Raw genomic sequence first — 13,066 nt, forward strand, 5'->3', positions numbered from 1 at the left:
TCCGCCCAAAAACAACGGAATAATATTAATAGAGTTCCATAACCGTAGGGGCGGACCTATGTGTCCGCCCAAAACAACGGAATAATATTAATAGAGTTCCATAACCGTAGGGACTGACCTATGCGTCCGCCCAAAACAACGGAATAATATTAATAGAGTTCCATAACCGTAGGGACTGACCTATGCGTCCGCCCAAAACAACGGAATAATATTAATAAAGTTCCATAATCGTAAGGGCGGACTTGTATGTCGGCCCAAAAACAACGGAATAATATTAATAAAGTTCCATAACCGTAGCGGCAGTCCTGTGTGTCCGCCAAAAACAACGGAATAATATTAATAAAGTGCCATAACCGTAGTGGCGGACCTGTGTGTCCGCTCAAAAACAACAGAATGATATTAATAAAGTTCCATAACCGTAGCGGCAGACCTGTGTGTCCGCCCAAAAACAACAGAATGATATTAATAAAGTTCCATAACCGTAGGGGCGGATCTGTTTGTCCGCCCAAAACAACGGAATAATATTAATAGAGTTCCATAACCGTAAGGGCGGACTTGTATGTCTGTCCAAAAACAATGCAACGATATAAATAAACATCCAAAAACAGTAGAGGTGAACCTATGTATTCACCTAAAATAACTAAAATACAATATAAATCTAAAAAGCTATGAACTATTACATTGTCTTTCTACTACAAGCCATTTTACCAATTTCATTATTATTAGGGATAAACTGGCTTAACTATCAAAATATTAAACTCAAATCCATCATAGGACTTTCTCTTTTAGGATTAATTTGTGGTGTAATGGGATATTTACAATTACCAACTAACCAACAAATTAAGCTAGGACTAAACCTTTTCTTAATGACCCTCTTTGTACTGTTCTATCTTGTCCATTTTTTCCATTCAAGTAAATTCGCTTATTTTTGCCAATTTATGCTTTATCTTGCCGCAGGAATGCTATGGGCAAGAGATCCCAATATTTCTGCGATTACCAATACAGACGTGATTAATACGGATTTTATCCTACATCTAAGTGCGGTGATTTTTGCCCTTATTTTTTGCTTTTTATTTGCATTTTGGCTCTACCTTTTATTAAAACAAACGAAAACAGCAAAAAAATGCACCGCACTTCCCTTTTTGCTGATTTCTCTCACTACCCTCTTTTTACTCTTGCCTTTAACAGGCGAAGTGTTACTTGGCTTAATGAAATTGCAAGTGATTGATCTGACCAAAGCGCGGTTAAGTTTTGTAGCAAAATCCAGCAATTTAATCAGCTATACCAATTATTTTATCGCAGCACTTACCGCATTAAGCCTGATTTTATTTACCATTAAAATACATTTTGCCAATAAAGCTGTGGTAAAACAGACACATCAGCCTATTGAAAAACGTAAAAAATTGGCGATATTGCAAACAAGCCAACGCACTTTGTTATGGGGAGGCATTGCCTTATGTACGATGTTATCTGCACAACTTTATTGGGATCAAATTGCCTCTCGCCCACCGCAACTTTCTGAAGCTAAAGTAGTAACACTGGATAAACAAAACAGGATCCACATTCCTATCGAACAAGTGAAAGACGGAAAACTGCACCGTTTCGTGTGGATTGCAAGCGATGGTAAAGCGGTACGTTTTTTCATTATCAATCGCTCAACGAAAACTCTCAGCTTGGCGGCAGTGTTTGATGCTTGTATTTTGTGTGGCGATCAAGGCTATGTAATGGAAGGCGATCAAGTCGTTTGTGTTGGTTGTGGCGTACGAATGTTTATTCCTTCCATCGGTAAGCCCGGTGGATGTAATCCTGTGCCAATTGAAGATTGGCAACAAACGGATACGGACGTCATCATCAGCAAAAAAAGTCTTGAAGATGGCTTGAACTATTTTTCTACCATTGTGGAATTAGACGTAAAAGATCCTGTGGATGGCACAACATTGAAAAATACCACGGCGGAACATAAATATAATTACGCAGGCAAAACTTACTTTTTTGCTAACGAGCAAAATCTCAATGCGTTCCGTGATCACCCTGAAAATTATGTGGCAAAAGAGGAAAATCCATAATGCTCAGTCGAATGTTATTACAATCTTGGCGACACGGGTTAAAACGTAAACTGCTCGCTATTATGACTATTTTTCTCGCCGCAGGTCTTGTTTCTGCACTACTTGCGGTATCTATTGATATTGGCGATAAGATGGCGCGTGAGCTGAAATCTTATGGTGCAAATATTTTGATCGAACCTGCCAGCAGTGCAGTGCTTTCGGCTGAAATTAACGGGGGTAATAGCCTTTCCACACAGGATTTTTTAGATGAGAAAGAATTGCCCAATGTTAAAGATATTTTCTGGCGTAATAATATTGTGGGCTTTGCCCCTCTGCTCAGTGCGGAAGTTGAGGGTAACAATTTAACGCAAAACAATACCCATAATATAGGCATTTTAGGCACTTTTTTTGACCATCAAATCGCCATTCCTGATGAAGAAGATTACCACACAGGGCAACGCATTATTAGCCCTTATTGGAAAGTTGAAGGACAATGGGTGGACGATAGTCAGAATAATTTTGCTGAAAATATTCCCGCACTTTTGGGAAATCAATTAGCGCACAGCACAAAATGGAAAATCGGTGATCAAATTCAGCTAAGTTATCACGAAGGTAAAACCCAACGAACCCTTAGCATTCATATTGTCGGCATTTTAACCACAGGTGGCGCGGAAGAACAGCAAATCGTGTTACCCCTAAGTGCGGTGCAAAATTTATTAAATTTATCTGGCAAGGTACAAGGCATTAAGGTTTCCGCCCTGACAGTACCTGAAAATAAACTTTCACGTAAAGCACGCGATAACCCTGATACGTTAGCGGCGGAAGAATATGATCGCTGGTATTGCACCGCTTATGTTTCTTCTATTTCGCATCAATTAGAAGAAGCCATTTCTGGCGCAGTGGTTCGCCCAATCTGGCAAGTTGCCGCCTCAGAAGGCGTGGTCATTGAAAAAATCCAGCTCTTACTTGCAGTGGTTACGGTCGCCGCACTCGTTGCTGCTGCAATGGGGATAGCTTCACTGATGACCACCACCATTATCGAACGTAGCAAAGAAATTGGTTTAATGAAAGCACTAGGAGCTTACCAATGGCAAATTGTCTTACTGTTTTACTGTGAAGCCATTATCAGCGCCCTGCTTGGTGGTGCATTAGGTTGCGTGGCAGGTTGGGGGTTAGCCAAATTTATCGGGATCACCCTATTTGGCGCACCATTAGACTTTGCTTGGATTGTAGTGCCTTGCGTGTTAGTCCTGTCCGTTATTATTGCCCTAATTGGTACGTGGTTCCCAGCACATCGTATTGCACAACTCTATCCTGTGGAGGTGCTATATGGTCGCCAATAATGCCCACTTAATCCATAAACGTACAATGTTTTGGCGTTTAATCATCAATGCACTGCGGTTACGTTTACAACGGGTGATGATCATTTTTGCGGCACTCACCGTAGGTGCAAGTATTGTTACGGCAATGGCAGCGGTGTATTTTGACATCAACACCAAAATGAGCCAAGAATTACGCACCTTTGGGGCGAATTTTTACATTGGTTCAAACAGCAGTGGCTTAATGAACGAAAAAGACCTTGATCAAATTCTTCGTCAAGCTCCACAAGGATTAATTACCGCAGCCAGCCCTTATCTTTATGGCGTGGCACGGGCTGATTTAGAAAAAGTGGTAATAATGGGCGTATGGTTTGATGCAATGCACACGCTCTCGCCTTATTGGCAAATCACAGGGTCAGCCATTGGCGTCAATTTTGATGATCGCAATGCGATGATCGGTAAATCGCTTGCACAACGGTTAAACCTTAATCTTGGCGATAAAATTACCTTAAATAAAGGGGCGGAAAAGCATCAGTTCACCATTAAAGCCATTGTAGAAAGTGGTGATGCCACAGATAATATGTTGATTGTAAACTTGGAATTTGCACAACAATGGCTGGATAAAACAGGCTTGATCACCAATACCTTGCTAAATGTGAAAAACGATCAAGGACAAGTCAGTCAATTTGCTCACCAATTACAACAACGCTATCCTGATCTTGCCATTCGCCCTATTCTTAAAGTATCCGCTTCAGAAGGACAGATTTTAGATAAAATCAAAGGATTAATGGGCTTGATTTCTGTGGTCATTCTCATTCTCGCCACCCTTTGCGTGAACACCACCTTAATCGCGATTGTAGGTGAACGAGCAAAAGAATTTGCACTACAAAAAGCCTTAGGCGCAAGACAGCAAGATATTATTAAACAAATTGGCACAGAAATTTTGCTCATTGCATTTTGTGCCATCGTGGTAGGGCTAATCTTAGGTTATTTACTTGCTCAAATTCTTGGTATCACCGTATTTAAAGCTTATATTGATTTACGCTTGCCAGTGATTCCAATCACGATTTTGCTCTCGCTCACGGTGGCGTTTATTGCCGTGATTGTGCCAACACGCCGAGCTTTAGAAATTCAAACAGCCAACGTTTTAAAAGGCGAATAAAATGGAAAAATATGTGATAGAAACCCAACATTTATATAAACGCTTTGGGCAAGTTACTGCCCTTGAAGACATTAATATTCATATTGCTCAAGGGGAATTTGTCGCCATAATGGGCGCATCAGGCTCAGGTAAAACAACGTTAATGAACATTCTTACTGGGCTAGATACGGCAACAGAAGGCAAGGTGATTCTTGATGGTGTAGACGCCGCAGAACTAGACGAAATAGGACGTCAACGCTTCCGTGCGGAAAAGATAGGTTTAGTATTCCAACAATTTCACCTTATTCCCTATCTCACCGCCTTAGAAAATGTGATGCTCGCACAACATTATCACAGTGTGATTGATGAAGAGGCAGCAAAAGCGGTTTTAACACAAGTGGGCTTAGCACACCGTATAAATCACCGCCCAAGCCAACTTTCTGGCGGTGAACAACAACGGGTGTGTATTGCCAGAGCGTTAGTTAATCAGCCTCCCGTTATTTTTGCCGATGAACCTACAGGAAACCTTGATGAGAAAAATGAAAAACTGGTGCTGAATTTGCTCACAGAACTCAATCAGCAAGGTAGAACTATCGTTATGGTTACGCATAATCCTGAACTGGGTAAACTCACCCACCGCACCCTTTTCCTACAACACGGAAAATTTTTGCGGGAAGAAGTAAACCATTAAACTAATTAAAGGAGAAGCATTGAATGACAACAATAACCACTATTAAACAACTGACCCCAGAATTACGTTTACAACAATATAATGAAATCCCTGTGATCGCTTTAGAACACCGCGTAGGAAAAGCGTTAATTGCCTTGCAAGGCGCACATTTATTTAGCTGGCAGCCGAAAGGAACGTCAAAAGAGGTGCTTTGGCTCAGTGAAATTGAACCCTTTACCTTAGGCAATGCCATTCGCGGTGGGGTGCCAATTTGCTACCCTTGGTTCGGCGGAGCAAAATCCCCTGCACACGGTTACGCCCGTATCAGTTTGTGGCAACTCAGCGATTATAAAATTGAGGAAAATAAAGTGCGGTTGGAATTTTGCTTATTTTCATCTGATCATTTGATCGAAGCAAAAACCACAATGATCTTCAGCCAAGATTGCGAAATTATTTTCCAACATTATGCTCAACAGCCTGCTCAATTAGCCTTACACAGTTATTTTAATTTGAGCGATGTAGCTAATGTGGAAGTGAAAAACTTGCCTACCGAATGTTTCAATACCTTAACCCAACAACAAGAAAATGTGCCTTCTCCCCGTTTAATTAATCAGCACATTGATTGCATTTATAAAGTGCAATCCCCTGTTTCTCATCAAATTATAGATAAAGGGGACGCACGCACCATTAATGTCGCACATCATAATGCAAGTAATGTCGTGCTATGGAATCCTTGGCATAAATCCACCAGTGGCATTAGTAAAACAGGTTATAAAACAATGGTTTGCTTGGAAACCGCAAGAATTGCCCAACCGCTCCAACAAGGGGAATGTTGTTCGGTGAAGATTTCGCTTAATCCATAAAGTGCGGTGATTTTTTAATAAATTTTAGGGCGAAGATTTTCGCCCTTTTTGCTTTTTATCTCGCTTTATTCTTACACCCAGCCCATTTGGTGCAGAATGGTTAAGCCCAAGGCGGAAATAAACATTGATGCAAAGGTTGTAATGCCAATAATATTGGCTGCCGTGTTAGCATTGCCGCCCATTCCACGCACCATTGCATAAGCCGCAGCCGCCATTGGTGTCGCATTCATCAAAAAAATCACCCCTAAATTTACCCCGCTAAAACCAAATAATTTGCCCAGTAACACCATAAAGATCGGTGCAATAATCACACGCCCAACGCTTGCCCATAAAGAAATCCCAGAAATTTTATACAAGGCTTTTAATTCAATATTGCCCCCCGCACAAATTAACGCGAGCGGTAACGTCATCGTGGCGAGATATTGAATTGTGGTGAGCATAAATTTAGGAATAGCCAGTTTTAAATAACTGGCTAAAAATCCTAATAATATGCTGATAATTAAGGGATTTTTTACCACGTTTAAGATCATTCGTGGAATATGCACTTTCCCATCTGAAAGGGAGCGGCTTAAGGTAATCACACCTAACACATTGTAAATAATCGCGGTAGTCGCTGCATAAATGGTGGCTGGCACTAATGCTGCATCACCATAAGCATTTAGGCAAAACGCCAGCCCTAAAATGCTACAATTTCCACGATAGACCCCTTGCACAAAGGTGCCACGTTCGCGTTTTTCTGGCACATATTTGGCCGCAAAAATCTCCGCACAAAGGAATAGCAATAAGGTTCCGAACACACACGCCAAAATCATAACGAGTTGTTCATTCAACTGCGCAATGGGATTTTTAAATACATTAAGAAAAAGTAAGGCGGGCAAGGTGATTTTGAATACCACACTAGTGGCTTGCTGGCTAAATTTATCGTCAATGACTTTGCGTTTTCGTAATCCGATACCAAGTATTAACAATAATAACGTCGGTAAAGTCACGCTTATGGAAAAAAGCGCGGAATGCCAAAAATCGTTTTGCATATTGCCCCCCTCTATTGCCGCTGCAAACCGCTCATATCCTAGCATATAATGCTGCCGATCAAAGTGCGGTGAAAAATTTCACGATTTTCCACCGCACTTTAGGTTTATTATGTTTTATTCACCTCGGCTGGCTAAATAGCGTTCCACGGTATCTACAATGGCTTGGGTTTGCGGATCAATTTCAATATTCACGAAATCCCCCACTTCACGTTTGCCAATCAAGGTGCGATGAAGTGTTTCAGGGATAAGATTCACACAAAATTCATCGCCTTTTACTTCACCAATCGTCAGGCTTATCCCGTCTATGGCGATAAATCCTTTGGTGAGAATATATTTCATCAAGCTAGGATCAGGCAACGTAAACCAAATTTGTAAATTATTTTCTGACACAATGCGTTGCGATACCTTTGCTGTGGTGTAAACGTGGCCAGATAAAATATGACCGCCAATTTCGTCCCCCATTTTCATCGCACGCTCAATATTCACCCAATCGCCTTGTTGCAATTCGCCTAAATTGGTAATGCGTAGGGTTTCAGTCATCAAATCAAAGCTGACTAAATCGCCTTCGATTTTGGTGACCGTTAAGCATACGCCATTATTTGCCACAGACGCACCAATTTCCAGATTTTCCGTTAATTCCTGTGGCATTTTCACCACCTGTGTTCTAAAATGTGTTTTTTCATCAATAGAATGAATTTGGGCAACACCCTGCACGATTCCTGTAAACATAATTAACTCTCTTATCTTAATAATCATCACCGCTAATTCGGTAAAACTTGCAATAGTATATAACAAATTCGGATATTTTTATGTTATTTAAGTTCATTCAACGTCATCGCCAAGAAATGGAAAAGTTAATCGCCATCGCTTTTCCTATTTTACTGGCGCAATTTGCCCAAAACTCAATGGGCATTGTCGATACCATTATGGCTGGGCGAGTAAGTGCCACAGATATGGCAGCAATTTCTGTCGCCGGTTCAATTTGGTTTCCACTTGTCTTGCTCGGACACGGTTTACTGCTCGCTTTACCGCCAATTATTTCTTATCTTAATGGTTCAGGGCAACGTCATCGCATTGCGCATTATGTGCATCAAGGCTTATGGGTGGTGGTATTAAGCTGCATTCCTATTGGTCTTATCATTTATTTTAGCGATTATGTTGTCAGCCATATGGGAATGGATCCTAAACTTGCCCATATCACGATTGATTACTTGCATATTATGCTATGGGGCTTACCCGGCTATTTACTGATGATAAATTTCCGCTGCCTGAATGATGGCATTGCAAAAACAAAACCAGCAATGGTGATTACTTTTGCTGGGTTATTGCTCAATATTCCGCTCAATTACCTATTTATTTATGGTAAATTTGGCGTGCCTGCTTTCGGTGCGGTAGGCTGTGGGATCGCGACGACAATAGTCAATTGGGCAATGTGTATAATGATGATTGCTTATTCTCGCCACGCAAGAAGCCAGCGTGATTTGAACGTGTTTAACGGATTGATCGAAAAACCCAATCTGACGACATTAAAAAAAGTGCTAGGCTTAGGCTTCCCTATTGGTATTGCGTTATTCTGTGAAGTGGCATTATTTGCCCTTTCTTCCCTTTTGCTCTCCCCCCTTGGAACAGATGTGGTGGCTAGCCATCAAATTGCCCTGACAACCAGTTCCTTTATTTTTATGTTGCCAATGTCCTTAGGTATGGCAACCACCATTTTAGTGGGGCAACGTTTGGGCGAAGGATTATTGCAACAAGCAAAAGCAGTATTCTATTCAGCGCTTGCTGTGGGGCTGAGCCTCGCCTGTTTTACTGCACTCATTATGGTTTTATTTAATCAACAAATTCCTAAAATTTACGTTTCAGATCAAGACGTGATTTTAATCGCTAGCCATTTATTGTTGATTTCTGCGTTATACCAGTTTTCCGACAGCATTCAGGTAATCACCGCAGGGGCATTGCGTGGCTACAAAGACACCAAATCTATTTTATACATCACAATGTTTTGTTATTGGGGCATCGGAATGCCGCTGGGCTATCTATTATCGCGAACCGATTGGCTAATGCCAAGCATCGGTGCTGCAGGATTTTGGGTAGGTTTTGTGGTAAGCCTAACCGTGGCAGCATTCTTACTTATTCAACGTATTCGTAAAATTCAAGCCTTACCCGAACAGGCGATTTTGCAAAAATTAAAAGCAATTCAATAGGAAAATCAAATGGAAAAAATCATTAATGTAGCCATTGCAGGCTTTGGAATGTCTGCTAAAACCTTTCATCTGCCTTTTTTAGATCTCGATCCACGTTTTCAAGTGCGTAAAGTGTTTGAGCGTAACAGTGAAAATGCAAAACACGCGTACCCTTATATTCAAGTGGTACATCAATTTGAACAATTACTCAGCCCTGAAATTGACTTGGTGATTATCACCACGCCTAATCTCACGCATTATGAAATGGCTAAACAAGCTATTTTAGCGGGAAAAAATGTCATCGTAGAAAAGCCTCTTGCGGTTTACCCTGCGCAAGCAGAAGAACTAGATAAACTTGCCAAACAGCATAATGTAATGCTTTCCGTTTACCAAAATCGCCGTTGGGATAACGGTGCTTTAACGGTGAAAAAACTACTCGACCAGAAAATATTGGGTGACATTGTGCATTATGAAATGCGTTACGAACGTTTTAGCCAAAAACCAAATAGTAAAGCGTGGAAAGAAACGGGCGAATTTGGCGCTGGATTAGTTTATGATTTGGGCGTTCATTTAATCGATCATTGTGTGGATTTATTCGGAATTCCCACCGCACTTTATGCGGATATGAAAGCACAACGCGCAGGGGCAAAATCTGAAGATAATTTTGAAATTATTTTCTACTATGCTGATAAAAAAGTGGTACTTTCTTCCACCAAATGCGCACGCGAACCCGCACCTTATATTATGTTGCAAGGCACCAAAGGCAGTTACATCAAAGCCACAATGGATAACCAAGAAGCCCTATTACTCAAAGGCATAAAACCGCAAGGCGATTGGAATGCTGAACCAGAAAAAAACTGGGGATTACTCCATACCGAAATCAACGGCATTGTTATTCGTAGCCCAATAGAGAGCGAACGTGGCAACTACCAAGCCTATTACGACAACATTTACGCCGTTCTCACCGAACAAGCCCCATTGCAGGTTACGGCGCAACAAGCCATTGACGTACTGAAATTGATTGCATTGGTCTATGAAAGTGCGGATAAAGGAATGCGAATGGCTATCCACCTATAAACAAGAATAATTCTCATTGATAAGAGCAATATAGTTACTCTATAATCCCCCCTGTTTTTATAGGCAAATGCAAAGAAATAACTTTTTTCTTTCATTTACAAGTCCAACATATTATCAATGAGAAATTTATGCAATATTCCATTCCTGTAAAATTAAGCACAATTTACACCGCACTTTTCTTTGGGGTTTCTTTTTCCGCTTCAGCTGAAACGAGCCAATCGTTAGATGAAATCAATGTGGTTACAGAATTAGAAAAATTCAAAGCCACCAATAAGCTCAAATCAGAAGTCAATTTAAGCCTTTTAGGCGAACAACTTGCCTTTACCTCGCCTATCACCGTAGCAAATTATGATGAACAGGCACTAGCTGATAGCCAGCCTCGCAATATTGTTGATGCAATCGCAAAAACAGATGCTTCTGTAATGAATTTTGGTGGTGAAACTAACACCTTGCAAGGCGTTTATGTGCGTGGTTTACAATTAGATGCCCGTCAATTTAGTTTAAACGGCTTAGCAGGATTATATTCCACTTACAATTCCCCAACCGCTGCTGTCAGCTCAGCCCAGCTAATTAAAGGTGCCTCTACTGCCACTGTGGGAATGGATCCTGAAGGTTCATCAGGCGCGTCAATTAATATTGAAACCAAACACGCTACTGATAAAAACATCAATCGTCTTGGCTTTACTTGGTTTAGCAATTCCCGTTTACAAGAATCTTTTGATTTTGGTCGCCGTTTTGGGGCAAATAAAGAATGGGGCATTCGCATTAATGGACTCTATCGTGATGGCGATACAGCGCGCGATCATTATTATGAACGCAATAAAGAATTCGCCATTTCCGCCGATTATCGTGGTGAAAAATTACGCGTTGATTTGGATTATCTCTATGCCAAACGTGCCACACAGGGTGGGCGCGCAAGGGTGCAAGATATTCAAAATCTCACTTATGCCTTACCAACCGCACCAAATGGTCAGATCAATTTAATCCCTACTTGGTCAGGACAAACCACGCGGGATCAAACCATTATGCTTACTGCTTCTTATGACTTACCTTATGAGATGACTTTATCTGGCGGCATTGGACATATGACATCAAATTATTACGGCAATTTTGGACAAATTCTTGCCACCCATATTCAACCTAACGGTGATTATAAAATCAGCCAAATGCGTGCGATGGATTTTATCACTCGCACTACCAGCGGAAATTTAAAATTACAAGGGAATCATTTTACTGGCACATTAAGCCATAATTGGAATGTAGCTTTTGATGCGGTACTACGCGAACGAGATTTTGATCAAAGCCCTGTGCTTAAAGCATTTTCTGGTGGCAATCTCTACGCCCCTCACTTTGCTCAAGTGGATAACTTCAAACCTCTAGCCCAAGGCAATACGGATCAAAAATTAAAATCTTACAGTCTTGCTTTAGCGGATACGCTCGGTCTATTTGACGATCAAATTCGTTTAACCTTAGGCGGTCGCTTACAATGGATTAAACAAACCAACTATCAAACCAACACAATAACAGGAGAAAAATCCATAAAAACAGACGGCAAATCGCACCGCTTTAGCCCAATGCTTACCCTTGCTTGGGTGCCTAATTCCAATTTTGTCCTTTATGGAAATTATTTAGAAGATCTTGAACCTGGTTATGTAGATGAAGATGGCACAATGACTAATCCACGCGTAAGCCGTCAAATTGAGCTGGGAGCAAGAAAAAACTGGGGGGACACCTTCACCACCACCCTTAGCCTTTACCAAATCACACGCCCTGGTATCATCAGTGCAAAATCTGCCACAAAATATCACCGCACTTCCGGAGAGGAGCAGGGCAAAGAACGTAATCGTGGAATTGAATTTAACCTTTATGCAAATTTACTTAAAGGTCGCTTACGACCAAGTTTCGGCATCACTTACAACAAAGGCGATCTCATTGACTTCTCAAGCTATGCGGGGGAAATCATCAGCGGCGTTCAAGTGGCAAGCCCACGCATTATTGCCAAATCAGCCATAGAATGGGAACCAAGTTTCGCACCAAATCTGTTATTAAGTAGTGCAGTGCAATATTATGGAAAATCCTACCAAGATTACGCAAAAACCTATAAATTTCCGTCTTATGCCACCATAGATCTTGGGGCAAAATATCGTTTCAAAATGTCCCAAAACCAAGAGGTTATCCTTCGAGCTGGAGTAGAAAATCTGTTCAATAAGCATTATTGGCAAGTACAGCGCGGAAAATATGACCGCAGTTTTGCCGTGCTTGGAATGCCTCGTACTTATTGGGCAAAAATTGAATATACATTCTAAAACGGGGATAACAAAAAAGCACCTTAAAAAAGGTGCTTTTTCATTCAATACGGAATTAAACGCGTTTAAAGTCGATATGAACTAATTTCGGTTTGAATGGGTGGCGTTGCATTGCTTGCACTTTTACTGCCACTTCTTTACCATCAATCACTAAGGTGATCACGTCTGAATAGAAAGCATCGTGTACTTGAGCATTGTTTAATTCATCGTGGCTTAAAATGATTGAAACAGGTTCTGCATTCCCACCATAAACGATTGCAGGAATTTGACCATTATGACGCAGGCGGCGGCTCGCACCCTTACCTTGCGCTGTACGCACTTCAGCGTTAAATTTGAATGACATAATTGTATTCTCTTTAATAAAAAGTTAATCGAAAAAATCGCAGGCGACCCAGCGATTTCATAAAATCAAGCTCAAAGGAATCTTTGAG

The 13,066-nt window shown here is 41.1% G+C and carries 11 protein-coding genes; 8 read left to right on the forward strand and 3 right to left on the reverse strand.

The window, feature by feature from the left end:
- Nucleotides 1-668: 668 nt before the first annotated feature.
- From L4F93_RS12270 to L4F93_RS12290, 5 genes are read left to right on the forward strand one after another with little or no spacing between them, the layout of a single operon-like run.
- Nucleotides 669-2,066 carry a Fe-S-containing protein gene (locus L4F93_RS12270; protein WP_250350499.1) on the forward strand — a complete coding sequence of 466 codons (1,398 nt, stop codon included), beginning with the start codon at nucleotides 669-671 and terminating at the stop codon, nucleotides 2,064-2,066.
- The gene (locus tag L4F93_RS12275; RefSeq protein WP_250350500.1) at nucleotides 2,066-3,388 is read left to right on the forward strand and encodes an ABC transporter permease; all 1,323 of its coding nucleotides are present in this window, start codon (nucleotides 2,066-2,068) and stop codon (nucleotides 3,386-3,388) included. The genes L4F93_RS12270 and L4F93_RS12275 overlap by 1 nt, the downstream gene beginning before the upstream one ends.
- A complete protein-coding gene (locus tag L4F93_RS12280; protein ID WP_442778823.1) occupies nucleotides 3,375-4,526 on the forward strand; it encodes an ABC transporter permease in 1,152 nt (383 codons plus the stop codon). Before L4F93_RS12275 ends, L4F93_RS12280 begins: the two co-directional genes overlap by 14 nt.
- Before the next feature lies 1 nt (nucleotide 4,527).
- A complete protein-coding gene (locus tag L4F93_RS12285; RefSeq protein WP_250350501.1) occupies nucleotides 4,528-5,196 on the forward strand; it encodes an ABC transporter ATP-binding protein in 669 nt (222 codons plus the stop codon).
- Nucleotides 5,197-5,219: 23 nt separating this feature from the next.
- On the forward strand, nucleotides 5,220-6,038 hold the full coding sequence (locus tag L4F93_RS12290) for a D-hexose-6-phosphate mutarotase (RefSeq protein WP_250350502.1): 819 nt from the start codon (nucleotides 5,220-5,222) through the stop codon (nucleotides 6,036-6,038).
- A 71-nt stretch (nucleotides 6,039-6,109) separates the two neighbouring features.
- Here the strand turns inward: L4F93_RS12290 and L4F93_RS12295 are convergent, their stop codons facing one another.
- Together L4F93_RS12295 and L4F93_RS12300 are read right to left on the reverse strand one after the other, a co-directional pair.
- A complete protein-coding gene (locus L4F93_RS12295; protein WP_250350503.1) occupies nucleotides 6,110-7,069 on the reverse strand; it encodes an AEC family transporter in 960 nt (319 codons plus the stop codon).
- 114 nt (nucleotides 7,070-7,183) lie between these two features.
- Complete coding sequence (locus L4F93_RS12300) at nucleotides 7,184-7,798, reverse strand: riboflavin synthase subunit alpha (RefSeq protein ID WP_250350504.1); 615 nt, start codon at nucleotides 7,796-7,798, stop codon at nucleotides 7,184-7,186.
- Nucleotides 7,799-7,878: 80 nt separating this feature from the next.
- Here L4F93_RS12300 and L4F93_RS12305 point away from each other — a divergent pair, with 80 nt between their 5' ends.
- The 3 genes from L4F93_RS12305 (at nucleotide 7,879) to L4F93_RS12315 (ending at nucleotide 12,635) form a co-directional block, all read left to right on the forward strand.
- Complete coding sequence (locus L4F93_RS12305; protein WP_250350505.1) at nucleotides 7,879-9,273, forward strand: MATE family efflux transporter; 1,395 nt, start codon at nucleotides 7,879-7,881, stop codon at nucleotides 9,271-9,273.
- A gap of 9 nt (nucleotides 9,274-9,282) precedes the next feature.
- The gene (locus tag L4F93_RS12310; RefSeq protein ID WP_250350506.1) at nucleotides 9,283-10,329 is read left to right on the forward strand and encodes a Gfo/Idh/MocA family oxidoreductase; all 1,047 of its coding nucleotides are present in this window, start codon (nucleotides 9,283-9,285) and stop codon (nucleotides 10,327-10,329) included.
- A gap of 128 nt (nucleotides 10,330-10,457) precedes the next feature.
- Nucleotides 10,458-12,635: a TonB-dependent receptor gene (locus L4F93_RS12315; protein WP_250350507.1), complete on the forward strand. Its 2,178-nt coding sequence runs from the start codon at nucleotides 10,458-10,460 to the stop codon at nucleotides 12,633-12,635.
- Nucleotides 12,636-12,690: 55 nt separating this feature from the next.
- On the opposite strand, the gene rplY is transcribed toward L4F93_RS12315, so the two are convergent.
- Complete coding sequence (rplY, locus tag L4F93_RS12320; RefSeq protein ID WP_250350508.1) at nucleotides 12,691-12,978, reverse strand: 50S ribosomal protein L25; 288 nt, start codon at nucleotides 12,976-12,978, stop codon at nucleotides 12,691-12,693.
- Between the last annotated feature and the right edge of the window lie 88 nt (nucleotides 12,979-13,066).

Source organism: Avibacterium sp. 20-132 (assembly GCF_023611925.1).
Classification (GTDB): Bacteria; Pseudomonadota; Gammaproteobacteria; order Enterobacterales; family Pasteurellaceae; genus Avibacterium.

Bases quoted from the DNA above. Each gene is read 5' to 3' on its own strand.
- L4F93_RS12305 (WP_250350505.1), top strand. From the start codon at position 7,879: ATGTTATTTAAGTTCATTCAACGTCATCGCCAAGAAATGGAAAAGTTA.
- L4F93_RS12270 (WP_250350499.1), top strand. From the start codon at position 669: ATGAACTATTACATTGTCTTTCTACTACAAGCCATTTTACCAATTTCA.
- L4F93_RS12295 (WP_250350503.1), bottom strand. From the start codon at position 7,069: ATGCAAAACGATTTTTGGCATTCCGCGCTTTTTTCCATAAGCGTGACT.
- L4F93_RS12275 (WP_250350500.1), top strand. From the start codon at position 2,066: ATGCTCAGTCGAATGTTATTACAATCTTGGCGACACGGGTTAAAACGT.
- L4F93_RS12300 (WP_250350504.1), bottom strand. From the start codon at position 7,798: ATGTTTACAGGAATCGTGCAGGGTGTTGCCCAAATTCATTCTATTGAT.
- L4F93_RS12285 (WP_250350501.1), top strand. From the start codon at position 4,528: ATGGAAAAATATGTGATAGAAACCCAACATTTATATAAACGCTTTGGG.
- L4F93_RS12310 (WP_250350506.1), top strand. From the start codon at position 9,283: ATGGAAAAAATCATTAATGTAGCCATTGCAGGCTTTGGAATGTCTGCT.
- L4F93_RS12290 (WP_250350502.1), top strand. From the start codon at position 5,220: ATGACAACAATAACCACTATTAAACAACTGACCCCAGAATTACGTTTA.
- L4F93_RS12315 (WP_250350507.1), top strand. From the start codon at position 10,458: ATGCAATATTCCATTCCTGTAAAATTAAGCACAATTTACACCGCACTT.
- rplY (WP_250350508.1), bottom strand. From the start codon at position 12,978: ATGTCATTCAAATTTAACGCTGAAGTGCGTACAGCGCAAGGTAAGGGT.
- L4F93_RS12280 (WP_442778823.1), top strand. From the start codon at position 3,375: ATGGTCGCCAATAATGCCCACTTAATCCATAAACGTACAATGTTTTGG.